The sequence below is a fragment of the Paenibacillus sp. HW567 genome (assembly GCF_000374185.1).
Lineage (GTDB): Bacteria > Bacillota > Bacilli > Paenibacillales > Paenibacillaceae > Paenibacillus_AQ.
Window position 1 is genome coordinate 4,558,651 of record NZ_KB910518.1, and the last position, 23,529, is coordinate 4,582,179.

General features: G+C 52.6%; 21 protein-coding genes. 9 read left to right on the forward strand and 12 right to left on the reverse strand.

Annotated elements, in window-relative coordinates; translation table 11 throughout:
* Positions 1–28: 28 nt before the first annotated feature.
* Positions 29–1,981, reverse strand: a complete 1,953-nt coding sequence (locus tag B212_RS0120180) for a B12-binding domain-containing radical SAM protein (protein ID WP_019912846.1) — start codon at positions 1,979–1,981, stop codon at positions 29–31.
* Positions 1,982–1,996: 15 nt separating this feature from the next.
* A complete protein-coding gene (gene recQ / locus B212_RS0120185; RefSeq protein WP_019912847.1) occupies positions 1,997–3,832 on the reverse strand; it encodes a DNA helicase RecQ in 1,836 nt (611 codons plus the stop codon).
* A 216-nt stretch (positions 3,833–4,048) separates the two neighbouring features.
* Between recQ and B212_RS0120190 the strand changes: the two genes are divergently transcribed.
* The 6 genes from B212_RS0120190 to B212_RS0120215 all read left to right on the forward strand — a co-directional run bounded on the left by B212_RS0120190 (position 4,049) and on the right by B212_RS0120215 (position 9,083).
* A complete protein-coding gene (locus tag B212_RS0120190; RefSeq protein WP_019912848.1) occupies positions 4,049–5,071 on the forward strand; it encodes an RluA family pseudouridine synthase in 1,023 nt (340 codons plus the stop codon).
* Between the two features lie 59 nt (positions 5,072–5,130).
* Positions 5,131–5,352, forward strand: a complete 222-nt coding sequence (locus B212_RS31995) for a GNAT family N-acetyltransferase (RefSeq protein ID WP_019912849.1) — start codon at positions 5,131–5,133, stop codon at positions 5,350–5,352.
* A gap of 382 nt (positions 5,353–5,734) precedes the next feature.
* On the forward strand, positions 5,735–6,250 hold the full coding sequence (locus B212_RS0120200) for a hypothetical protein (protein WP_019912850.1): 516 nt from the start codon (positions 5,735–5,737) through the stop codon (positions 6,248–6,250).
* Between the two features lie 22 nt (positions 6,251–6,272).
* Positions 6,273–6,671 (forward strand): hypothetical protein, encoded by a 399-nt coding sequence (locus B212_RS0120205; RefSeq protein ID WP_019912851.1) that lies wholly within the window; start codon positions 6,273–6,275, stop codon positions 6,669–6,671.
* 66 nt (positions 6,672–6,737) lie between these two features.
* Positions 6,738–7,307 (forward strand): dihydroxyacetone kinase transcriptional activator DhaS, encoded by a 570-nt coding sequence (dhaS, locus tag B212_RS0120210; RefSeq protein ID WP_019912854.1) that lies wholly within the window; start codon positions 6,738–6,740, stop codon positions 7,305–7,307.
* A 195-nt stretch (positions 7,308–7,502) separates the two neighbouring features.
* Positions 7,503–9,083, forward strand: a complete 1,581-nt coding sequence (locus tag B212_RS0120215) for an oleate hydratase (RefSeq protein ID WP_019912855.1) — start codon at positions 7,503–7,505, stop codon at positions 9,081–9,083.
* Positions 9,084–9,173: 90 nt separating this feature from the next.
* Here B212_RS0120215 and B212_RS0120220 read toward each other — a convergent pair whose 3' ends face one another.
* Together B212_RS0120220 and B212_RS0120225 are read right to left on the reverse strand one after the other, a co-directional pair.
* Complete coding sequence (locus B212_RS0120220; RefSeq protein ID WP_019912856.1) at positions 9,174–9,896, reverse strand: DsbA family oxidoreductase; 723 nt, start codon at positions 9,894–9,896, stop codon at positions 9,174–9,176.
* Between the two features lie 559 nt (positions 9,897–10,455).
* Positions 10,456–11,742, reverse strand: a complete 1,287-nt coding sequence (locus B212_RS0120225; protein WP_019912857.1) for a glycosyltransferase family 4 protein — start codon at positions 11,740–11,742, stop codon at positions 10,456–10,458.
* Between the two features lie 289 nt (positions 11,743–12,031).
* Here B212_RS0120225 and B212_RS0120230 point away from each other — a divergent pair, with 289 nt between their 5' ends.
* Complete coding sequence (locus B212_RS0120230; RefSeq protein ID WP_028530952.1) at positions 12,032–12,964, forward strand: glycosyltransferase; 933 nt, start codon at positions 12,032–12,034, stop codon at positions 12,962–12,964.
* Between the two features lie 98 nt (positions 12,965–13,062).
* Here B212_RS0120230 and B212_RS0120235 read toward each other — a convergent pair whose 3' ends face one another.
* Both B212_RS0120235 and B212_RS0120240 read right to left on the reverse strand, forming a co-directional pair.
* Positions 13,063–15,117, reverse strand: a complete 2,055-nt coding sequence (locus B212_RS0120235) for a YhgE/Pip domain-containing protein (protein ID WP_084673421.1) — start codon at positions 15,115–15,117, stop codon at positions 13,063–13,065.
* A gap of 185 nt (positions 15,118–15,302) precedes the next feature.
* The gene (locus B212_RS0120240) at positions 15,303–15,875 is read right to left on the reverse strand and encodes a TetR/AcrR family transcriptional regulator (protein ID WP_019912860.1); all 573 of its coding nucleotides are present in this window, start codon (positions 15,873–15,875) and stop codon (positions 15,303–15,305) included.
* 261 nt (positions 15,876–16,136) lie between these two features.
* Between B212_RS0120240 and B212_RS0120245 the strand changes: the two genes are divergently transcribed.
* The gene (locus B212_RS0120245) at positions 16,137–17,249 is read left to right on the forward strand and encodes an FAD:protein FMN transferase (RefSeq protein ID WP_019912861.1); all 1,113 of its coding nucleotides are present in this window, start codon (positions 16,137–16,139) and stop codon (positions 17,247–17,249) included.
* A 109-nt stretch (positions 17,250–17,358) separates the two neighbouring features.
* On the opposite strand, the gene B212_RS0120250 is transcribed toward B212_RS0120245, so the two are convergent.
* The 5 genes from B212_RS0120250 to B212_RS0120270 all read right to left on the reverse strand — a co-directional run bounded on the left by B212_RS0120250 (position 17,359) and on the right by B212_RS0120270 (position 22,122).
* Positions 17,359–18,072, reverse strand: coding sequence for an HAD family hydrolase (locus B212_RS0120250; protein ID WP_019912862.1), 714 nt, complete (start codon positions 18,070–18,072; stop codon positions 17,359–17,361).
* 10 nt (positions 18,073–18,082) lie between these two features.
* Complete coding sequence (locus B212_RS0120255) at positions 18,083–18,589, reverse strand: metallophosphoesterase family protein (RefSeq protein ID WP_019912863.1); 507 nt, start codon at positions 18,587–18,589, stop codon at positions 18,083–18,085.
* Positions 18,590–18,768: 179 nt separating this feature from the next.
* Positions 18,769–20,055, reverse strand: coding sequence for an AAA family ATPase (locus B212_RS0120260; RefSeq protein ID WP_019912866.1), 1,287 nt, complete (start codon positions 20,053–20,055; stop codon positions 18,769–18,771).
* Positions 20,056–20,057: 2 nt separating this feature from the next.
* Entirely contained in the window at positions 20,058–21,503 is a 1,446-nt protein-coding gene (locus tag B212_RS0120265; protein WP_019912867.1) for an RtcB family protein, read from the reverse strand.
* 358 nt (positions 21,504–21,861) lie between these two features.
* On the reverse strand, positions 21,862–22,122 hold the full coding sequence (locus B212_RS0120270) for a YqkE family protein (protein ID WP_019912868.1): 261 nt from the start codon (positions 22,120–22,122) through the stop codon (positions 21,862–21,864).
* 505 nt (positions 22,123–22,627) lie between these two features.
* On the opposite strand from B212_RS0120270, the gene B212_RS0120275 reads away from it, so the two are divergent.
* Entirely contained in the window at positions 22,628–22,984 is a 357-nt protein-coding gene (locus B212_RS0120275; protein ID WP_019912869.1) for a winged helix-turn-helix transcriptional regulator, read from the forward strand.
* A gap of 33 nt (positions 22,985–23,017) precedes the next feature.
* Here the strand turns inward: B212_RS0120275 and B212_RS0120280 are convergent, their stop codons facing one another.
* A complete protein-coding gene (locus tag B212_RS0120280) occupies positions 23,018–23,521 on the reverse strand; it encodes a GNAT family N-acetyltransferase (RefSeq protein ID WP_019912870.1) in 504 nt (167 codons plus the stop codon).
* Positions 23,522–23,529 lie beyond the last annotated feature (8 nt).

Sequence of the window (23,529 nt, forward strand, 5' to 3'; positions counted from 1 at the left end):
CCTCTCTGTCAGCATACAACCAGCCTGACTATAAGGGCAGCGTGTAATACTGCGCCCGCTGGCTCTCATCCTGCTGGTACATTACGATCAGCAGTGTGCTTTCGCCTGCATTCGGCAGAGCTTCAGCCACCGCAGTGGAAGCACTGTCCGCCGGCCGTGCCGGATGTGATTCCCGGCTGGCCGGTACACTAAGGCCCGCTCCACTGCCGCCGGCTTTTACGATTGCAGCTTCAGCAGTGTGACCCGTGCGTTCCGAAGCAGCCGTCGCGGCGCTTAAGGCCGCTTCAGCCTCCACTGCCGCCGGATCAAAACGCAGTCCGCTGATGGACTCCAGCACCGGCTCCAGTTGGAACGGCAGCACCTCAAGCACGGTGAACTTTTGCAGCTCCCGCTCGCTGAGTCCAGCCTCCGCCAGCTTGGTTGAGAGGCGCTCGGGATGACCGGTGATTTCCTTCATATATTTTGCCCAGTCAGACTTATCCAGCGTAATATCCCACCAGATCTTGCGCGGCTTGTACTTGTGGCCCAGGAAGTAGTCCAGCTTCATCAGTCCGGTGACGATATCCATGGAACCCGTTCCGCGGTCCGTAAGGAAAACATGCAGCCGGGTGAATAAATCCTCGAGCTGATGGCCAATCTTCTGCCAGCCCTGCTCTTCCCAGTAATCGCCGAATTCCTGAAAGAAATCGAACGGCGATTTGAACACATGGCGGATGAGGTATTTCACCGAATGATCCAGCCGGTGGCTGTTCCAGTATTTCTCCAGTACATCCTCCAGTCGCTTGAGGCGGATAATGTCGGAGAATGGCATGACGTGGCTGCTCAAAATCTCGTAGGGAGCGTGCTCCATATATGTGTAGTCATATTTGGCCGCCTGGGCACGCAGGCCGGTGCCGCGCAGCATTTTGAGAAAGCCGAGCTGCAGCTCTTCCGGCTCCATCGCAAACACATCGTTGAAGGTTTTGCGGAAGGTCGTGTAATCCTCCTGCGGCAGCCCGGCAATCAGATCGAGATGCTGGTCGATGTTGCCGCTGGCCTTGATTTTCATAACGGTGCGGGACAGCTTGGTGAAGTTCTGGCGGCGTTTGACCAGCTCGTTCGTCTCATCATTGGTCGATTGCACGCCTATTTCAAAGCGGAAGATGCCCGGCGGCGCGTTCTCAGCCAGAAAATCAAGCACCTCGGGACGCATAATATCCGCCGTGATCTCGAACTGGAAGACACAGCCCTGATGGTTGTCGATCAGGAACTGGAACATCTCCATCGCATAATTACGGTTGATGTTGAAGGTACGGTCAAGAAATTTGATGACCTTGGCACCATTTTCAATGAGATAGAGCAAATCGGATTTCACGCGCTCAATATCGTAATAACGTACGCCCACCTCGATGCTGGACAGGCAGAACTGGCAGTTGAACGGACAGCCCCGGCTGGTCTCGAAATACACGATCCGCTTGCCGAGATCCGGCAGGTCGTCCGGGAAACGGTGCGGCGTGGGCAGGGTGTTCAGATCGCTTTTGGGGCGCGGAGGATTGACAATCAATTCCTCGCCCTTGCGGTAAGCGGCCCCGTAGACGAAATGGAACTTGCGCTCATCCCGCAGCTCCTGCAGCAAATGGTGAAAGGTCTCTTCCCCGTCGCCATTCACTACAAAATCAATGCCCGCCTCCCGTCTCATCCAATACAGCGGCTCATAAGATACCTCCGGCCCGCCGAGCACAATCGTAACCTCAGGCATCACCTGCTTGAGAATCCCGACCAGCTTGACAGTCTCTTCAATGTTCCATATGTAGCAGGAGAAGCCGATCACATCCGGTTTCTTCTGGAACAGGTCGGACACGATATTCATCACAGGATCTTTGATGGTGTATTCTGCCAAATGAATGTCCTGAAACTCGTGTTCACTGTACGCCTTCAAGAGACGGATCGCCAGCGAGGTGTGAATATATTTGGCATTTAAGGTGGCGAGGATGATCTTCATGCCTACTAACCTTCTTTACATTTCATTTTGAAAAAACTCCAAAAATTCCTTGCCGTATTTCTTGTACTTCAATTCGCCAACCCCTTTGACTCTCAGCATTTCCGCTTCAGTCTGCGGGCAAACCACACTCATCTCGCGCAGCGTGGCATCATTGAAAATAATATAGGACGGCACATGCTCGCGCCCCGCCAGCTCGCGGCGGATCAGGCGAAGCTGCTCGAACACCGTCTCGTTGACCGCCGACGGCGATAGGTCGCGCGCGCGGCTGCGGTCCCGGCCGCTGTAGCCGCCTCCGGTGCTGCGCTGGCGCGACACGCGCTGCTGCACCTGGCGCTGGCCGCGCAGCACCTCGGCCGCCAGCGGCTGGAGCCGCACCACGGGATACTGGCCTTCCGACAAGGCCAGATACCCCTCCGAGATCAGCACATTGATGCTCTCGGTGATCTCCTTCTCGGTGCGGCTGGACATCGCCCCATGCGTGGGCAGCTTCTCGAAGCCGTACTGAAGCACCTTCTGGTTGCGTGAGCCTTTCAGCACTGAAGATACCAGCGCCACTCCATAGCGTTCACGCATGCGGTGTATGCAGGAGAAGATCTTCTGGGCATCCACCGTCATATCCACCAGCTCGCGTTCATCCGTACAGGAGCTGCAAATGCCGCATGGCTTGTCTCCATGCTCCTCGCCGAAATAATCAAGCTGTGCGCTGCGCAGACAACGGGTGGTATAGCAGTAATCTATCATTTGCTGAAGCTTGCGGTAATCATTGGCTTTGCGGTCCGTATCCTGCGGATTCTGCTCGATCAGGAACTTCTGCGTCATAATATCCTGCGCGCTGAAGAGCAGGATACACTGGCTTGGCTCGCCGTCCCGTCCGGCACGGCCCGCCTCCTGAACGTAAGCCTCCATATTTTTCGGCATATTGTAATGGATCACATACCGCACGTTCGACTTGTCGATCCCCATCCCGAAGGCGTTCGTCGCTACCATTACACGGATATCGTCGTAGAGGAAGCCCTCCTGGCTCTCTGCCCGCTCCTGGTCATTCATCCCCGCATGATAGCGGCCGGCGGCAATTCCCGCAGCCTGCAGACGGCTGAACAGATCATCGACATCCTTGCGGGTGGCGGCATAGACAATCCCCGGCTCATGGGAATGCTGCGCCGTGTAGTCCATAACGAACTCGCGTTTGTTCTCGCCGCGCAGCACCGACATGGCCAGATTATCCCGGCCCAGGCCGGTCACGAAGACGCCGGGCTGGCGGAGCCGCAGCAGCCGGACCATATCCTCCATAACCTCCGGCGTAGCCGTTGCGGTAAAGGCGGCGAGTATCGGCCGCTCCGGCAGCTCCTCCACAAAGGGCGACACCGCCAGATAGCTGGTGCGGAAATCATGTCCCCACTGGGAGACGCAGTGCGCTTCATCCACAGCGACGCAGGAGATGGACAGACCTGCCATTTCCAGGCGGAACCAGTCCAGCTCCAGCCGCTCCGGCGCTACATACAGCAGCTTCAGCTCGCCCCGACGCGCCGCCCGAATCCGCTCATTGACTTCTTTTCCGCTTAATGTGCTGTTGATATAGGCAGCGGGAATTCCGGCCGTAGTCAGCGCATCCACCTGGTCCTTCATCAGGGAAATCAACGGTGAAATGACCAGCGTAAGCCCCGGCAGCAGCAGGGCCGGAACCTGATAGCAGATGGACTTCCCGCCTCCGGTCGGCATAATGCCCAGCGTATCGCGGCCCTCCAGCAAATTCATCACTATTTTCTTCTGGCCCTCCCGGAAGTCGGGATAACCATAATATTTTTGCAGTTCAGCCTGCGCCTGTTCCATAGTAGGTACTTGCATCTTCATCTCTATCAAAACTCCTTAAAAACTTTCTATCTTTAGCTTACATAAAAACCGCCGCCCGAAGCAACACTTTATGGTGATCTCCCTGATGAAACGGCCCCGGCTAATGCTTTTTATGTATAGTCCTCTCCCGGCTTTCCCCGCGTTAGCCTCCGTAGTATTTCTTCACCACTCATGGTATATTGAGGAGTACATTATTAAAGGACGGAGAATGCTTCCATGAACACAAGACGAAATCCCAAAGAGGGCACCAAACGGGGCGCAAAGCCCGGAATAGCCTCCGCAGCGCAGCCTAAATCAGGAACAAGAAAACCTAATCATAGACCCGGCAAACCAGGAACATCCGCCAAGACACCGGCACCTGTCAAAACCTATACGGTGGCTGAACCCGCCGAGCTGCTGGCTTTTTTGCTGAAGACGCTCACAAGCCGGGGCCGCAATGCGGTCAAATCCATCCTCTCCCGGGGACAGGTATCCGTGAACGGCAAAGTGGTGACCCGGCATGATTTCCCGCTCCAGCCCGGGCAGACCGTAACCATTGACCAAGAGAAGCCGGTCCTTGCCAAAGAAATGATTGGACTGACCATCGTACATGAGGATGATGACCTGATCGTTATTCAGAAGGATGCCGGATTATTATCCATCGCCACAGGGGAAGACAATGAGCTGACAGCCTACCGCCAGCTTATGGAGCATGTCCGCCTGAGCAATCCGAAGAGCCGCGTTTTTGTAGTGCATCGTTTGGACCGTGACACATCCGGCCTGATGATGTTCGCCAAGAGCGAACAGATTCAGCAGAAGCTGCAAAATTCATGGAAAGACACTGTTAAGGAACGCACCTACGTGGCTCTCGTGGAAGGCGCAGTCCGCAAATCCGAAGGCACAATCAGCTCCTGGCTGAAGGAAACCTCGACACTCAAGATGTATTCCAGCCCCCATGAAGGGGACGGACTGCACGCCGTAACCCATTATAAGCTGATTCAGGCTAACCGCCATTTCTCTTTGCTTGAGGTACAACTGGAAACCGGCCGCAAAAATCAAATCCGTGTGCACATGGCAGACATCGGACATCCGATTGCCGGCGACAAGAAGTATGGCGCAGAGACAAAAGCAGTAGGCCGGCTGGGCCTGCATGCCCGTGTGCTCTCTTTCATTCATCCGACCACCGGGGAACTGCTGAGCTTCGAGAGTGCCATTCCTAAGACCTTTCTGAAATACACCGCACCTGCGCCGACCAACTGACACTATTGATTATAGACCATCCCGCGAAAAGGAGGCCGATTCACGTCGGAGACGGGAGCATGGATTTCTACGTTCAGGATGTCGCGGTTCTGCCGGAATATCAGGGCCAGGGGCTACGCAATCGTATCATCGGGCAATTGCTCGAAGATATCCGGAACCATTGCTATCCGGGCGCATTCGTTGGTCTGTTCGCCTCTCATGGCAACGATACCTTCTATGAGCGCTACGGCTTCCAGAATGATGCCCCGGGCATGACCGGCATGTTCAAGGTGATGGAATAAGCTGGGACAAGAGGATAAATGTATTTCGTACAGTTAAAATCGCTTTTTTCCGCCGTACAGATAAGATAATTGCATTCCTGCAGCTATCATTTGGGTTTTTCGCCGCATACGCCGTTTCACACAAATATAACTGCATGAAGCACAACTAAAGGTCAGCTAGGTGGCAGGAAGGCCGAAATAAGTGTACAAAGTGCAGTTATAGACCTCCTGTTGCAGCAGGCAACAGCACCTGGTGCGACACAACTAGGGGTACCTTTCAGCCAACTGGATAGGTACCTTTTTTTGCGCACGAATAAGTGCGCGGGGCAGCGGCAGACAGCAACATTTTCACTCCATTTCGCGTCATGATACAATAAAGAGAAACTCAAGAAGGTGACTCTTTGTGTTCCATCCTACTGTCTTTGACAACATTAAAATTGCTTTTGAGAACCAAATCTACGACTACGATAATCTGGATGGAATCCTTGTTGTGACGGACCGTTCCGATAAGCTCGACCTTGCGCTGATGTCCCGTGAATTCAGCTTGTCCTTCAAACGGGTTCACGGCAGAAATGTGACTTCCGAGGTAATTCTGCTGTCTTCGGTAAAAGAGCTGAGCGACGAAATACTGGAGACTCCGGACAGTGACCCCGGCTGTAATCTCCTGCTGCGCTTTTATATGGAGGTTGAAGATGCTGAGGTGCAGTGTCCGGCCATTGAGCACATTCTCGCCGCAATCTGGGGACCGGAGCTGCTGCCGGTGCAATCGCTGAGCTTTCTGTATGGCCAGGAGACAGACACGTATAATAACTGCATCGAGCTGCGGTTCAAAAGACAAATTAACGAAGAGCAAATGGAGGATATTCCGAACCTTCTGAACTTTCTGCTCCAGAGTGCCGAGGAGCTGGAGGAAATATAACCTAAATCGGGGTGAATGGATCATGAGCTTCCTGCCATCAGCCAAAAGCAAGCGCTGGACTGCCTGGATTCTTCTTTACGCATTGATTCTGTGGCTGCTGCTCGTGCTGGACCGGTTCGTTCTGCTGGATAATGAGTTCAGCCTTTCGATTATGGTGCGATTTGCTGTACTTGCCCTGGCGGTCTCCGTCATTGTGAACGGCTTCGGCTGGTTCGGTGCAAAGCTCGTATGGCTAATTACCACGGCAGGCCTCCTTATCGGGCTGATTCTTATGTTCACCTACACCTACCGGGATATGTCGGGCTGGGAGGATCTGGCGGGCTTTCTCTCTTTTGCAATATTCACGGTAGGTGGTTTTGCGGCCGGTCTAATTGCTGAGGGCATCTATCTGCTGATCAGACACCAGCGTAAGCAAGGTTAGCATTCCCGCGACAGACCAGGTACGTCGTTACGTCATACCCAGGATTACATGTTGAGGTGATCGCCTATGTCCAATTCCTTTCTGACCAAAAAAGCCCTTGCCCATTCGCTAAAATCTCTGATGGAGCATACCCCGCTGAACAAAATCTCCGTCAAGCATCTGGTGGATGATTGCGGGCTGAACCGGCAGACGTTTTATTATCATTTTCAGGATATTTTTGACCTGCTGGGCTGGATTTACCGGACCGAAGCCGTAGAGAGCGTTGCCCAGTACCGCAGCTACAGCACGTGGACGGATGGCTTTTACAGGATCTTCTGCTACATTGAGTCCAATAAAGCCTTTTGCTATAACACGCTGAACTCGCTTGGGCGGACCCATCTCGATGCCTACCTTTACGAAGTCACCAATGAGCTCATTATGGGGGTTATTCAAGAGCTTGCGTCCGGCATGGAGGTGAGCTCCGAGGACAAGCGGTTTATCGCCAATTTCTATACGCTGGCTTTTACCGGACTTGTAATCCAGTGGATGCGGAACGGAATGAAGGAGCAGCCCAAGCATATCATCGAACAGCTCAATGTGCTGATTGAAGGAAATTTTGCGAAAGCGCTGCATAAATACGAGGACAAGCTGTCGTGATCTACGGATTGCGCAGCTTTTTTTCTATTCATCTGTCACAGGTTTATTTCCACAAACCTTGTCATAAAACCATACACATTGCCTCAAGTGACCAATTTTCTTACATTCCCGGACTTTTGATCATACCTTCTGCGCAAGCCTTGGATTACATTAGGGACAGCAACAGTAATCATCAACCCTATGGAGGCGACAGTTGTGAAAAAAGAGTACGGTAACAGCCAGGTATATTTTGTCGGCGGCGGAATTGCATCCCTTGCGGGAGCGGCATACCTCGTCAGAGACTGTGACTTTCCCGGACAGAACATTCACATTATTGAAGAGATGAAAATTCTCGGCGGCAGCAACGACGGCGCAGGCAGCAGCGAGCACGGCTATATCATCCGCGGCGGACGGATGCTGAACGACGAAACCTATGAGAATTTATGGGAGCTTCTCGGCACTATCCCTTCTATCGACCATCCGGGGAAAACTGTGCGGGAAGAAATTACAGAATTCGACAACGCCAATCCCACACATTCCAATGCCCGCCTGATCAACCGCAATGGCGAAGTCGAAGATGTGCTGTCGATGGGCTTCGATATGGCGGACCGTCTGGCGATGGGCAAACTGATCATCACACCTGAAGAAGCTATGGGCAAAGCGCGGATCAATGACTGGTTCGGCCCGCATTTTTTTCAGACCAGTTTCTGGTACATGTGGGCAACGACCTTTGCCTTCCAGCCTTGGCATAGCGCAGTTGAATTCAAAAGATACATGCTCCGCTTCATGCATGAATTCCCGCGAATCCAGACGCTTGAGGGTGTAACGCGCACACCATTTAACCAATACGACTCGATTATTCTGCCGCTGCATAAGTATCTGGAGCCATTCGGCGTAGATTTCACCTTGAAATGCACCGTCACCGATCTGGACTTCAAGGACGGCGACGGCATTACTGTTACAAAGATGCATGTGCTGCGTCAAGGGGTTCCAGATGTCATTGAAATTGGCGAAGAAGACCGCGTTATCGTTACGAACGGCTCCATGACCGAAGGCTCCAGCCTTGGCTCCATGACAACCGCTCCGCATCTGAACGGCAAAGGCAGCTCATGGAAGCTGTGGGAGAACATTGCCGCCAAAAAACCGGGTCTCGGCAATCCCTCCTCGTTCGACGATCATGTGGATGAATCCAAATGGGAATCGTTCACCGTTACTTTCCAGGATTCGAAATTCTTTGACCTGATGGAAAAATTCACACGCAACCGTGCCGGTACAGGCGCTCTTGTAACCTTTAAGGATTCAAGCTGGTTCATGTCCGTTGTGCTGGCCTTCCAGCCGCATTTCCGCAACCAGCCGGAGCATGTCAGAGTCTTCTGGGGTTACGGGCTGTATCCCGACAAGGTCGGCGATTTCGTGAAGAAGAGAATGTGCGACTGTACCGGGGAAGAAATCATGCAGGAGCTGATCGGACACCTTCATTTTGAAGAACATAAGGAAGAGATCATGGCGACCGCCAACTGTATCCCTTGTATGATGCCGTACATCACCTCCCAGTTCATGCCAAGACTGAACAGCGACAGACCGAAGGTCGTGCCGGCAGGCTCCACCAATCTGGCTTTTATCAGCCAATATTGCGAAATCCCGGACGATGTCGTCTTCACTGAAGAATATTCCGTAAGAGCGGCCCGGATCGCCGTATACACGCTGTTTGACATTGGCCTTCCGGTTGAGCCGATCAAGCAATATCAATATGATGTGCGGACGCTGTTCAGCAGCTTTGTGACTTCGTTCCGTTAATAATGAGGTAAAAAAAGCCGCTCTCCCTTGAACTACTCAAGGGGAGCGGCTTGCTGCATGTAACAAGACATGGCTGCCCATTAGGCTTGGTTAGATACTGCAGGACCCGTCATCGCAGCCCTCGGCATCTGCTGCCTTGGCTTTTGGCTGGCCGATAGTCTGAAGCACCGGTGCACTGTGTTCTTCTGCCCACACTGTATCCAGTACCTCAGAGAATACCGGACCCGGCTGTGCGCCGGACACGGCATATTTATTGTTGAAGACGAAGAAAGGTACGCCGGTAACATTGAGACGCTCGCCTTGGGCAATATCGGCTCTCACCTTATCCGCATAGGCGTCTGTTTCCAGCATCGCCGCTACATCTGCCGCATCCAGCCCAACCTCAGCAGCCATAGAAGCCAGCTCTTGGTGGTCGGCCAAATTATGCCCATCGGTGAAATAGGCTCGCAGCAGCCGTTCGGACATCTCGGGGCCTTTGCCTTTGGCCGCCGCATAGTGACTCAGGCGATGGCTGTCAAAGGTGTTCGTATGCTGCACGCTGTCAAAGTTGAACTCCAAATCGACCCCTTTGGCTTGCTCAGTCAATTGGGCATTCATCGCAACCGCCTTCTCACGGGTCATTCCGTATTTGGCCGCCAGCATATCATGGACATCCTGAGTGGCATGCGCCGGGGCACTCGGATCAAGCTGGAAGCTGCGGAATACCACCTCCACCTTGTCGCGGCCTTCGAACTGGCTCAGCGCGTTCTCCAGCCGTCTTTTGCCGATATAACAGAACGGACAAGCATTATCAGACCACACATCTATTCTCATGGATTAACCTCCTAAAGTTAAGTAACTATTTATATCTCACTTACGATTATATAGTTAAAAACCGAAAATTACAAATATATTCACCCCGAACAAGCAGAGTGCCGCCAACCCTCATTTACAAATCGGAGGAAATTGGCGGCAAGCGAAAAGCTAAGTGAGTAAGCTGTCTCATTCTCCTTAGATTTCAGAGACTGGATGAGCTGATTAACAGGTTACTGTAAAGCGCAGCTTAGTACAGCATCAGTTCTAAAGCTGTGGCTTAGGACAGAGCCTTTGGGGTTCAGGGAGAGAGGGATTCGTCCTATCCATCCTCCTGATCCTTATGGACCGTAAAGCCGTTATTTTCCCGAAAGGGATATATTGAGCAGGGCGAACGGACCGTAAAGCGCTTATCACCTCTTCGGCAGGTACATGTAGGATGAAGGTCCGACCATAACGGCTCTGGAGTCCGTTCACTTGCGGAAAAAGGACTTCCAGTGGAACTAAGAGCTGTTCAGTCCGTTGCAAGCGTGCCTCCTCTTCCGGTTAGGAGATGATTCTGTTCGTGGGGCCTGATGTACTAGTGCGGGGTGCTCAGCTTCTTGGTGAAGCCGTCTCCGATCAATGGTATTGCCAAAGGCTCCAGCCCAAGGCTCTCCTGCAGCAGATTGTACAGCCTAGCCCCGATGATTTCCTCCGAATAATCGGAGCGGACAATCTGCAAAGCGGCTTCCCCCATCTCTGCGCGTAAAGCGGGATTTCCCAGCATCATATCCATTGAGGCGGCAAGCGCAGCCGGGTCCAGTCCTTCCGCGAGCAGACCGTTCACCCCATGCTTCACCAGCCCACGTACGCCCATTACATTAAAAGCAACCGTCGGCAGACCACAGGCTCCGGCTTCCAGGATAACAAGCGGCAAGCCCTCATAACGTGAAGGCAGGACAAAAAACTCGGATACGCTGTAATAGCTGGCTAATATCTCCTTGTCGCGGATGGTACCGAGCAGAATTATGCGATCCTCCAGACCTTTATCCGCAATTAGTGCCTTGAGACTCTGCTCATCCGGCCCGCCGCCGGCGATCAAGATCCTTAGACCCGGAATGTGCTTCAGTTGCTCAGCAGCCTGAACCAGCAGGGAATGGCCTTTCTGGTGCTCAAACAGCCGGCCAACGGTTATGACATAGCGGTATTCCGGGTCCAGGCCAAGCGCCGCCAGCGCCTGCTCCTTATCCCGCCGGTAAAACACTCCGGAATTCACAAAGTTGGGCAGCAGCCGGATTCGCTCCGCGATCTTCGGGAAATGGCCGACCATGCTGTTCTGCTCATCCTCATTAAGGGTGGTAAGAAAAGCCGCCTTGTGCAGCGTATGCTTCTTGATCGGCAATATCCATTTATGAATGCTGCCTCCATGATATGCGGCAATAATAGGGATGTTCAATTGCTTGGCGGTTGAAGCCAGCCGTTCAAAACGGCCGGAGGCATACTCCTGGGCATAGATCAGGCTGATGCCATCCGCGCGCAGAATCTCACCTAAGTTCTTCTGGATGGTGGATACATATTGGGAGATAAATTTGCCAACGGGTGTGCGGTGGGATAGCGGGATAAGGCAATACGATTTGTATAGTTTCCCCACAGGAATAAATTTTATTGTACAGTCTACAATTCCATGCTGGTAGGTGCGGACCTCATTGCCGGACCGGGTGAAATTATAGATGGTGGTGCGGATACCTTTTGTATGTAAGAGACGCGCATAGTCAAATGAGAAATCATTATGATACGAGCTTACATATTCCTCTTCACTGAGACCCAGCCCTTTTACGAAGAAATCTTCAAAGTAATTGGTATGCATAAAGATCCCGACATGCATAACGTCTCCTCCTTAAAGTTTTTTAGCATCTACTTTCTGTATCAGCTTCGATAAAAAACTGACCCAGGAAGCATAGGCTTAAAGTTTTGTTAAAATAGTTCATATTACTTAAAATCAAATGCAACTAATTTCCTAATCATTATAATCGCAAACGCTATAAAAAAAAGTAAACGAAAGTGGTATATACGGCCTACCTGAGGAGGGGGTAAACTTAGAGCAACAAGAACTTTCGGTGCATTATATTCCCGTTAAGCGGACGCTTGGGGCGTCCCGGAAGGAGTCAGCAGGCATGCATGATGTCTCTATCGTAATTCCCACCCGCAACCGGATCAAGGATCTTAAGCTGTGCATTGAGTCTATCGGCAGACAGACGGAACTGGAAGATGTCTCAATTGAGCTGCTGATTGTTGACGACGGTGACATTGAGAATAATGTCCTGGATTATTTCCGCAGGGTGCTGGCACAGATGCCACAGGCAGAGCTGCGGTATTACCGTAAAACCAAACCCGGTGTCTGGCTCTCCCGCTATGAAGCGCTGGGACTTATTGACGGAGACATTCTGCTCACCTTTGACGATGACGCCGAGCTGGATGATCCGCTGTATATCCGCCGGATGCTAGACACCTACGCTGAGGACAAGTCTATTGTCGGTGTTGGCGGCATTGCCAGAGGCCTTGCCAGCAGCAGATCCGGCAAATGGCTCGGAAGACTGACCTTTCAAATGTCGGGTTCCCCCGGCAGGCTGTCAGCCAGCACACTGGCAGGCTCCTATTTGCTCTGGAGCGAGACGGAGAATACGTTCGAAACGGATTTCTTTCATGGCTGCAATATGTCTTTCCGGGCTTCCGCACTGAAGGATATGAAGCCTTACCCGTGGATGACGAGCTATGCGGTGGCTGACGATATTTATATGTGCCATTTGGCCAGCAAATACGGCAAGCTCGTCATCAATCCCGATATGAAGATTACCCACCATGAATCTCCAAGCTCGCGCGACAAGGCGGGCCGGGTGGCGCGGGCAACTGCGGTCAATCATTATTATCTGCTGAATTTGCGCAAAGCACCGGTGAAGAATTACGCCGCCCTGCTGTGGACGCTGACCTATCTAACAGGCAAAGCCACACTTAAGCGCAACTTCAATGCAGTCTCGGGCTACGTCAGCGGCATCCTCTTTGTGCTGAATCCCCGCAAGAACAAATACCGTGAGTTTATGCTGGACTAACCTTGCCGTGTTACGGTGTGACAAGCCAAAAACCCGCTCCCCAGAAGGGGAAGCGGGTTTTACTTGTATAACCGGGCTCCTGCATATGAAGTATAAAATTATGCCGTTACCTCTTGGGTTACGCTAGCCGTGCGTTTGGTCTGACGCAGGAAATACAGTGCAGTCAGTGCCAGGAAGACCACTGCATAACTAAGCAAATAAACAATTTGCTGCCTCATCAACGCGTAGTCGCCGCTGGCGACAATCGCTTTATAACCGACGATGCTGTGCGTCATTGGCAGCCAAGGATTCACCTTCTGCATCCATTGCGGCAGTAGCTCCAGCGGGAACGTGCCCGCACTTGAGGTCAGTTGGAAGATCATCAGCACAATTGCCAGGAAACGTCCCGGGTTATCCAGCCAGGTCACCAGTGCCTGAACAATCATCGTGAAAGTGAAGCTGACAAGCAGAGTGAATGCATAGAAGAGCGGTACACTCTGCACCTCCAGCTTAAGACCATACAATAATATGATATCGGCCAGTACAGATTGAAGGACACTCACCAGCACAAAAGTCAGTGTCCGGCTGACAAATCTGCCCATCGGCGTTGCCCCCGGCACACTGGATTCACGCAAGGAGAACACAGTCGTAAAGACGAGTGCGCCCATAAATAGTGCAAGCGACAGGAAGTACGGCGCAATCCCGCGCCCGTAGTGATCCAGCTTATAATCGGTTTTCTCCGTCAGCTTCACCGGCTCGGCGAACATATTCACTGTGTCGTCGCCCGATTTCACCTCAGAGGTTGTGGCTGCGGCATCGGTCAGCTTCTGCGCCAATTCGCTGCTGCCGCTGGTCAGCTTGTCCGCACCGTCTTTCAGTTCACCTGCGCCATCCGTGAGCTTGCCTGCCCCTTGCGACAGACCGTCCACACCTCCGGCCAGCTTGCTCAGCCCTTGCTCCAGCTTCCCGGCACCGCTGTTCAGTGCCGCTGCTCCAGTTGCCAGCTTGCTGCCGCCCGCAGCGGCATCGCTCAGCTTCTGGCCGAAGGCCGTCAGCCCTGCGGCCAGCTTCTCGCCGCCATCCGATAGCTGCGCGGCGCCTAGAGCCAATTGCTGCTGTCCCTGGTCCAGCTTCGTGCTGCCAGCCAGCAATTGCTCCTGTCCGGCATGCAGTTGCTGGCTGCCTGCGGCAACCTGCTGGCTTGCCGCCAGCAATTGCTTGAACTGCTCATTCTCCAGTCCGGGGGTCGCCGCCATCATCTGCTCCAGCCCTTTGGCCACCTGCTCTGCACCGGTGGCCAACTGACCGCTGGCCGCCTCGGAAGCCGTTAGTCCCTCCTTAAGCTGGCTGCTGCCCGCCTTCGAGGACTGCAAGCCCTGCTCAAGCTGCGCTGCGCCGCTCTGCGACTTCACAGCGCCGTCCTGGAGCTGCTGCCCCGCCTTGGACAGCTTGCTTAAACCGCTTGCCAGGTCTGTTGCTCCCTGCGTTACTGTCCCTGAACCCTGATTCAGGCTGCCCGCTCCATTGTGCAGCAGCTTCAGTCCGCTTTTCAGCTCAGTGGTACCGCCGGCAAGCTTGTTCAGGTTGCTTTTCAGCGTAGACAGACCTTCGTTCAGCTTGCCTGCTCCGTCACTCAGCTTCGTTGCCCCGCTGCCCGCATCGCCAAGGCCTTCAGAGATCGTATCCACCTGCTCGAACATGCTGCGGGTATACGCCGCCGTAATTTGTGTGGACAGCTTCGCCTTCAGCTTGTTCATCGCACTGCTGCCGATCTGACCGGCTACAAAGTTGTAGTCGCTGTTCGGCTCGAAGACAATCTCAGCCTGCACCGGGTGCTCCTCGGTCAGCGTTGTGGCATTTTTGGAGAAATTCGCCGGAATCGTAATCGTCATATAATAGCGGTTATGAGCCATGCCATCCTTGGCTTCCGCCGCATTGACAAAATCCCACTTGAAATCGCTGTTGCCCTTCAGCTCCTTCACGAAATCCTTGCCCACTTCCATAGCTTTGCCTTCATATTTGGCACCTTGGTCCAGATTAACAACAGCAACAGGCAGCTTGCCGGTATTTCCGTAAGGGTCCCAGGAGCCTTCCACGAGAAAACCGCTGTACAGCATCGGCAACGCCGCTACGCCGAGTAAAGTGAGCAACAGCATCGGTTTGCTCACGAGCATTTTCAAATCCTGCACAAACACATTAATCGCTCTTATTGCCCACACACCTTTTATATTTGGGGAGTTCCAAACTTCCCCTCCGTCGCTTCGACTCTTATTACATTTTGCAAATTTATGAAAATTTTTTCACAACCAATCATTATGATTGGAAAAAAATAGCCCTCACAGGCTGGAACGCTAGGATTCTATGCGAGAATACCATTAGAAATAAACAGAATCATATGCTCCTTAATGCGGCTTTTGTCCAGCGGCTCGTGCTCTTTGTTCCATTCCGTGGTCAGCGCCAGATACAGACGAAGAATCATAAACGCAGCGACACTTGGATCACAAGGTTTCGCTTCTCCCCGGCTGATTGCCAGCTCGATCTGCTGCCGCAGGAAATCCAGCGCATATTTCTCCATCCGCTTGACCCCTTCCAGCGCCTGGACCGTACCGATATCCCGCACCTCCTGAGCCAGCTTGATGAATAGTTCATGATCAGAACGGAATTCCAGGATGGAGTCCAGCAGATTGAAGAGCTTCTGGATAAACGTGTGATCTTCCGCCGCCAGACGACTCATGACCGAAGTCAGCTCCTGGGAAGCCTTGTCCAGAATTTCGGCGAACAGCTCATCCTTGTTTTTGAAAAAGGTATAAATCGTGCCTTTGCCCACATTTGCGATCTTGGATACCTGATCCATCGTTGTAGCTTTATAGCCGAACTGTACAAAGGACTGCGTCGCCGCCTGCAGAATTAACGATTTGCGGTCAATGGACATGCTTCATTCTCCTTTCTGACAGTTAAAATTGACTAAATTTTATTTTTGGTCACTCGGTCATAAATCAATTTACCACGTCTGCGGAGATATGACAAACATTTTAATTAAATTTTTACTTAAATCATGGAACTTATGCGGAGCTTATACAAAGCGTATAGAGGACTTATGCCAAAATGTCATGAATTAAGTATCCATTACCAGCTTGTCTGGGTTATGATAAGAAGGATGTGATCAAGAAACTAACTTTATGGATGGTGGAACATGTTTAAGAACAAAAAATCGGCGCTTATCCTGCTCACTCTCGTTCTTGTCAGCGCTCTTGCGGTCACAGCCTGCAGCAGCAATAAGAACAACAGCAGCAGCAGTCCGGCTGAAACCGCCAGCGGCGCAAAGGTATCAACAGACGGGGGAACGAAATCCCTGGAGCAGACCTTTTATATCTATGACACAATAGTGAATATCAAGGTATTCGGCGAGAAGGCGACGCAAAAAAATATGGATCACATCCAGCAAATGCTGGAGCGAATGGATAAAGAATTTAGCCGCACCAAGCAGGACGGAGAACTGTATGCTGTAAACCAGGCTGCCGGTAAAGAAGCCGTGGCTGTCTCTGACGAAACGCTGGATATTGTCAAGCAATCGCTGAAATACGCGGCGGAAATGGATGGGCTGTTCGATCCGACAATCGGACCTCTCGTGGACCTCTGGAATATCGGCAGCGGTGGAGATCATGTTCCTCCCCAGGCGGAAATCGACAAAGTCAAAGCCCTGACCAATTATAAGGATGTTATTGTGGATGACAAAGCGAAGACGGTCAAGCTGGCCAAAGCAGGCATGGTGCTGGATATGGGCGGGATCGGCAAGGGATATGCGGCTGACCGCATTGCGGATTATTTGAAGGAGCAGGGACTGGACAGTGCGATGATTAACCTTGGGGGCAGCAGCATTATTGCGCTTGGCAATAAGCCTAACGGCTCGCCGTGGAACATCGGCCTGCAGGACCCTGACCAGAGCCGCGGCACCCAGCTTGGAACGATCAAGATTTCGGGTGAGGTCATCGACGCTTCCGGCGTGTACGAACGTTTCTTCATGCAGGACGGGGTGCGTTATCACCACATTCTTGATCCGCGCACAGGTTTTCCTTCCCAGAACGGGCTGAAAAGCATTACGATTATGAGTCCTAACGCAACGGATGCGGATGCCCTGTCTACCGGCGTGTTCCTGATGGGCCTCGAAGACGGCATGAAATACATTGAATCCCTGCCGGAGAAGGTCGATGCCTTCTTTATTACCGACGACAACAAGATTTATGCCACCTCAGGAATTCGGGACAGACTGCAGCTTACCGATCCTACGTACACTTTTGCTAACTAAATAATACTGCCGGGAAGCGTGAAACATATAATTTCTTATATTTTAACCTGTAGAGCACTAAAAGAACGGCGGAGCCTAAGCTCCGCCGTTCTTTTTGCCGCACATAAGATTAAATTATAGGAAGTTCACTGAATTCCCGGTAGTTCGTGAAAATATAACTCGGCTGATGATCCGTTCCCGGCTGCCGGCCGCGGGGGTTATACCAGATTACCCTCCAGCCTGCCGCAAGCGCACCAACTACATCATTGTCCCACGTATCCCCGACATAAATTGACTGCTCCGCTGTTGTTCCGGTTACCTTATTCACATGGGCAAAGATTGCCGGGTCCGGCTTCGCCAGCCCTACGGCGTCCGAGATGAAGATCATCTCCTCAGGAATCAGCTTATCTATGCCAAGTCCGCGCAGCTTGTTCATCTGATGCTCCTGCGGGCCGTTCGTAATGATGCCTACCTTATGCCCCAGAGAGATGAAACGCTTAAGCTGCTCGGCCACACCCTCAATCATTTCAATGCTGTATTGACGGCCAATGTACGACGCCTGGACTTTTGCCGCCTGCTCGCGGTTCAGCTTCAGCCCGTATTCGGCAAAAGCCAGCTCCAGCCGCAGCACCCGCGTCTCCTCCAGCGCCAGCTCTCCCCGCAAATACTGCGGCCAGAGCAAATCACTGTGATACCTTACCTTGTAGAACAGATCCGCATAATTCAGCATGCTCTCGTCGGGCTGCAGCACTTCGCGGACAGCTTCCCGGAACGGCACCAAATGATCGTACAGCGTATCATCCAAATCCCAAAATACCGCCAGCTTATTATTGCTTGTATTCACATGAACGCTCCTATTCCCTGGAATCATAGAACACATGACGGGCGCTGATCTTACCCTCTTCAATATCCATCAGACCGAAGGAATATTGCTTCTCCCGCCGCTTGTCCGTAGGAGAGCCGGGATTGAACAGCAGAATGCCGTTCTCCTTGCGCATCAGCGGCTGATGGGAGTGGCCGAACAGAATGCAATCCACATCCTCACCTTCAAAAGCGAGCAGTGCATTTCCGTCAGTTCCCTTGCGGGAGTACGGCGCATGCCCATGAATCATCCCGATGCGCACGCCTTCCAGCGTAATAATCTTGCGCTCCCCAAGCCGCCGGATAATCTCCGCGCCGTCATTATTGCCGGCAATTCCCTCCACCGGAGCAAGCTCCGCCAGCAGGTCATAAATCTCCAGAGACACCCAATCGCCCAGATGCAAAATCTTATCCACCTTGCGGAATTCCTCAATAAGCACGGATGGCAGCCCTTTGGCACTGCTGGAGAGGTGCGTATCCGATACTACTCCTACCTTCATCTGCTTCAGCTCCTAACCCGTAAAATCATGAATATTTATCGCATACCTGAGAATATTGATTGTTAGCTAATTGTACGATGTGCATGGGGGAGAAGCAAGTGAGGCGCTCAATGAGGGATTGGAAATGCAACAAGGGGAGCCGGCCAGCTCCCCTTATATACTCCGCTTACCTGCAGCAATCAATAAAATCCAATCGTGGATGAAGCCTCCTTCATCCATTCCCGCTTGCGCCCTTTGTCCAGCTCGCCGCGCATGCCGCGCACAAGCGCCTCGACATCGGCCCGGCCGTTCTCATGCCATTCCAGCGCCGCGCTGACATACAGCTCGCCGAGCTGTGTCAAGGAGAAGTCTGCGGTTAGACGCGCCGCTGTAACAACACCCTCTTCACCGGCAAAAGCGGAGAAGCCCCGCAGCTTCAGGTACTCCAGCCGCAGCTCCTCGTCCGGCATTTTAATCTCATAGGCCCGGTCGAAACGTCCGGCGCGGTTCATGAGACCAGGGTCTATTTTGTCCGGATAGTTGGTCGTGCCGATCAGAAAAATCCCTTCCTTGGAGGTAGCCCCGTCCAGCGTATTCAGGAAAAAGGATCTGACCTCCTGCGGCATGGAGTCGATATCCTCGATGACCAGCACCATCGGCGCCAGCCTTGCGGCGGCTTCAAACACCTCGTTCACCGATTCGCTGTTCGTATATTCGGTAATCTGCCAATAAACTACAGGCCCAGGAACACTGCCGGCAATGGATTTAACCAGTGTGGTCTTGCCGTTGCCCGGATGCCCGTAGAGCAGAATCCCTCTTTTGTAGGGAATATCATAGGTAACATAGAAGCTGCGGTCTGAATCGAAAAATTGGTCGAGCGAGCGGTAAATTTCCTTTTTGATGGCTGGCACCAGCACCACATCCTCGCGTCCGACAGAACGTGTAATCGGCTCATCCTCACGGTAAATCCCGTTGCGCCTGTCTGTAAAGACCGTCACCTTGTTGATATTCTGCTCCCGCTGCCGCTTGCGCACATTGCCCAGAAAACCCTGAAGCTGCCCGTCGGAGGCGGCAAATACATAGTCCTGAAAGTTGATTCCATTCTCCTGAAATACCGGGACACGCGCCAGGGCCACGCCCATCTCAGGATAGGCCAGCACGTTGTTGCGGATCGACAGGTGGATGCTGTATTCCGGCTGCTCCTTGTCATCCTCATACACAAACGTCCGGTCCTCCAGGAGATCAAAAATCCGTGCCACATGCTCTACACCGGAATGCCCGCTCTGCACATCGTCCTGCAGCAGCTTCCAATATTCACTGTTGGGATCATCACTGGCATACAGCTCATAACGGACGCCGTAACGGGTGTACAAAGCTTCAAGAATTCCGTTCACCAGACGTGCGTAGGCATCATAGCCTTTGATCATACCGGTTGTGTTCTCGTCGTATTCGTAAATGACAGTCTGTTTCTTGTACTCCTTCTCCATAGTTACTTGGTCCCCTTTATCGCTGCGAGCGGCTTGCATTTGGCCACAACGGCAGCAAGCCCCGCCCCCGTAACGCTTTCTATGATCTCATCTACATTCTTATAGGCTTGAGGCGATTCGTCAATGATGGCTTCCAGAGAATGCTGGTTGACAACGATCTCATCCTCTTTGCCTACCTTAAGCGATTTGGAAAAATCATTGACGCTCACCAGCCGTTTCGTGGCTGAGCGTGAGCGGATGCGGCCCGCACCATGACAGATGGAATAATAATTCTCTTCCCCGCCGGGCTGGCCGACCATAATGTACGAGGCAGTGCCCATTGAGCCTGGAATCAGCGCCGGATGTCCGGTAGCGGCATAGGGGCGCGGATTGTCAGGATGTCCGGCGGGCAGCGCACGCGTTGCTCCTTTGCGGTGCACGAACTTGGCCCCGGAAGCAGTCTGCTCCATCCAGGCATAATTGTGCATCAAATCGTAGAGCGTACGCATCTCGCATTTCGGTCCGAACACATCACGGAAACCTTCGCGGACCGCATACGCGATCAGATGGCGGTTCACCACCGCATAATTCAGCGCGGAGTACATCAGATTAACATAACGCTGCGCCTGCGGATGTGCAAGCGGCGCATAGATCAGGCGCGGATCGGCGCTGCCCAGCCCGAGCTGGCCCATCACCTTTGCAAAGGCCGGTGTGCAGAACTGGTTGATCATGCCTCCCCAGGCCCGGGAGCCGGAATGAATCATCACGGCAACCTGCCCGTCGTGCAGCCCCCAGGCTGCCGCCAGTTCCTGCTGCTCCTCGGCGACTTCAATCGCCTGAATCTCCACGAAGTGATTGCCTCCGCCCAGCGTTCCAAGCTGCCGGTGCCCCCGGTGCCAGGCCATTTCCGGAAGCTCATTGAGAATGTCCTCATCAAAATTAAGCCTGCTGATCTCAACATGTGACAGAGCGCTCGACTTCTTCGGCGTATAGCTGTCCGGCACATATTTGTTCGGCAGTCCGTGCAGCCCCTTGCGGACGATGTTCTCCAGCCGGATATCGCTGTAGTGCCCGCGCTGCTGCTGCTCCATCGGCAGGTATCTCTCGATGGCCCGCACCAGCTTCCGGCGCAGCTTCACCTCGCGGAGATCGTCCTTGTGGAGCGTGGTCAGATGCACGCGCATGCCGCAGCCAATATCGCTGCCAACGATGGACGGAGACACATAGCCGTCAGCGGCATCCCACACCGCCGTAGTGCCGATGCAGGTTCCGACGCCAACATGCACATCCGGGGTGTAGCTCATGTATTCGATATTCGGGATTTGCAGATTGTTGTTGGCCATCTCCAGTACTTTATAATCCAGCGAAGCAAACAACTGCTCACTGGCGTAAACCTTCAGATCGCCGCCCGGCAGGGCAAGCTCATGTTTATAGCGGGCCTCATAATCGCCCGTGTGCTGCATATTCATAACTGTTGTTCAATTCCCTTCTAAGTGTAAATTGTAAATGTGTGGAGTGAATAAAATTTGCACGCAAAAAAGCCGCAGATCATGATCTGATCCACGGCTCCTAACCTTGCTAAGCGTGTTCTAAAAACCAGCCTCAAGCCAGTATTCATCACGCGGGCATACCCATACTGTTAAGCTTCAACAGAACAGGTCGGTGCACATCATGTTTCCCGGACGGGGCCGATCAGATCAGATCTTCCATATGCGGTTGTAAGCTGTAAATTTCCAATCATGACCCATCGGCCTCCCTTCTAATTTCGATAAATCCAATAATAAACGGCGTTCCTGCTTTATGTCAACCCTTTTAATGGAAAAGCAATTATTTAAATTTGTGCCAATCCTGGCTGCTGTTCTCCAGCAAATGGGCAAAATCATTGTCCAGACGTTTCTGCTCCGCCTTGCGCTGGTCCTCTGCCGCCTTTCTGGCGGCCTCTTTTTTGCCGTTCTCTTCAGCCTTCAGCGCATCGGACTGCGCCTTCAGCTTATCCAGCACATCGCTGCTCAGCAGATCCTTCAAGGTTGCCGGAGCATCCGCAGCCGCCGGGCGCGGCGCAGGGGTTGTTTTTTTCTTTTTAGCCACTGTTAATCATCCTTTCGGGGGTGGGGGATCTATATAAATCAAATGATAAAATCGGAAAATCGGCTCTAATCGTAACTACGGAGAATGTTTGGACTTCCGGCCGCTGTTGTATTCAGATGTTTTTTATTATACCGCTTAAGCGGATAACATCTGAATACAAAGGCGGACGCTAGCGCTCCTACAGTTCCAAACTTCCCCTCCGTCACTCCAGCCTTTTTGTTGATTTTTCAAGTTCAATTTATATAGTTCTTTTTTATATTTCGGGCATTAGTCGTAACTGCGGAGAATGTTTGGACTTCGGGCTGCTACCGCTCCTACAGTTCCAAACTTCTCCTCCGTCACTCCTGCCTTTTTGTTGATTTTTCAAGTTCAATTTATATAGTTCTTTTAATATTTTGGGCATTAGTCGTAACTGCGGAGAATGTTTGGACTTCAGCTTATATATTTCAAATTTGTTTTAGTGCAGAGCCTTTTCGTTTATAATGATCTGTAAGAGGTGAGCCTTATGAAATCTACAGATTTGTGTCCACGGTTACAAAAAAGCATGGATATCATCGGCCGGCGCTGGACGGGCTTAATCATCTATCAGCTTCTCCAGGGACCCCAGCGGTTCAGCGTCATCGAAGCCGCGCTCCCGGTCAGCGGCAGACTGCTCTCCGAGCGGCTCAAGGAACTCGAACAGGAGGGCATTGTCCACCGCGAGGTATTTCCCGAGACACCTGTAAGAATACAATATTCCTTAACGGATAAAGGCCGCGCGCTGGAATCGGTCATCCGTGACCTGCAGATGTGGTCGGATTCATGGATTACGGAGGAAGACTGCCAGCCTGAGCCGTCTCCCCAACATAAGCAAGGCCAGTGATCTGTCACTGTCCCGGAGTATCCTCCGCACACATTAAAGCTTGCGGCCAACAATCACCAGATCACGCAGCACCCCATCCATTTCGGCAACGCCCGGTAAACAGCCCCACTCTTCAAAACCAAACTTCCGCAGCAGCAACAGACTTGGCTCATTATGGCCAAATACAAAACCCACCAGATTCTGCAGTCCAAGGCGCGGGCATTCTGCAAGCGCTTTGGTCAGCAGCAGCCTTCCTGCCCCTGTGCCGCGGAATTTTTCACTTACATAGACACTGATCTCGGCGGTGCCGTTATAGGCCGGTCGGCCGTAAAAGGACTGAAAGCTGAACCAGGCGGCGATTTCGCCGTCTTTTTTGAGTACCCACAGCGGCCTGTGATGGCTGTTATGCTCCTGGAACCACTTCTCTCTGTCCTCGACGCTCACCGGCTCCAGATCGGCAGTCACCATCCGTCCGGCTACCGTCGAGTTATAAATATCCACTATAGCCGCCAAATCCCCGGCTGCCGCATCTTCTATACTGTAATCTTGCCACACCATGCTGTATT

Coding starts and splice junctions, on each gene's coding strand:
- B212_RS0120180 (WP_019912846.1), bottom strand. CDS start 1,981: ATGAAGATCATCCTCGCCACCTTAAATGCCAAATATATTCACACCTCG.
- recQ (WP_019912847.1), bottom strand. CDS start 3,832: ATGAAGATGCAAGTACCTACTATGGAACAGGCGCAGGCTGAACTGCAA.
- B212_RS0120190 (WP_019912848.1), top strand. CDS start 4,049: ATGAACACAAGACGAAATCCCAAAGAGGGCACCAAACGGGGCGCAAAG.
- B212_RS31995 (WP_019912849.1), top strand. CDS start 5,131: ATGGATTTCTACGTTCAGGATGTCGCGGTTCTGCCGGAATATCAGGGC.
- B212_RS0120205 (WP_019912851.1), top strand. CDS start 6,273: ATGAGCTTCCTGCCATCAGCCAAAAGCAAGCGCTGGACTGCCTGGATT.
- dhaS (WP_019912854.1), top strand. CDS start 6,738: ATGTCCAATTCCTTTCTGACCAAAAAAGCCCTTGCCCATTCGCTAAAA.
- B212_RS0120220 (WP_019912856.1), bottom strand. CDS start 9,896: ATGAGAATAGATGTGTGGTCTGATAATGCTTGTCCGTTCTGTTATATC.
- B212_RS0120225 (WP_019912857.1), bottom strand. CDS start 11,742: ATGCATGTCGGGATCTTTATGCATACCAATTACTTTGAAGATTTCTTC.
- B212_RS0120230 (WP_028530952.1), top strand. CDS start 12,032: ATGCATGATGTCTCTATCGTAATTCCCACCCGCAACCGGATCAAGGAT.
- B212_RS0120235 (WP_084673421.1), bottom strand. CDS start 15,117: ATGCTCGTGAGCAAACCGATGCTGTTGCTCACTTTACTCGGCGTAGCG.
- B212_RS0120240 (WP_019912860.1), bottom strand. CDS start 15,875: ATGTCCATTGACCGCAAATCGTTAATTCTGCAGGCGGCGACGCAGTCC.
- B212_RS0120245 (WP_019912861.1), top strand. CDS start 16,137: ATGTTTAAGAACAAAAAATCGGCGCTTATCCTGCTCACTCTCGTTCTT.
- B212_RS0120255 (WP_019912863.1), bottom strand. CDS start 18,589: ATGAAGGTAGGAGTAGTATCGGATACGCACCTCTCCAGCAGTGCCAAA.
- B212_RS0120260 (WP_019912866.1), bottom strand. CDS start 20,055: ATGGAGAAGGAGTACAAGAAACAGACTGTCATTTACGAATACGACGAG.
- B212_RS0120265 (WP_019912867.1), bottom strand. CDS start 21,503: ATGAATATGCAGCACACGGGCGATTATGAGGCCCGCTATAAACATGAG.
- B212_RS0120275 (WP_019912869.1), top strand. CDS start 22,628: ATGAAATCTACAGATTTGTGTCCACGGTTACAAAAAAGCATGGATATC.
- B212_RS0120280 (WP_019912870.1), bottom strand. CDS start 23,521: ATGGTGTGGCAAGATTACAGTATAGAAGATGCGGCAGCCGGGGATTTG.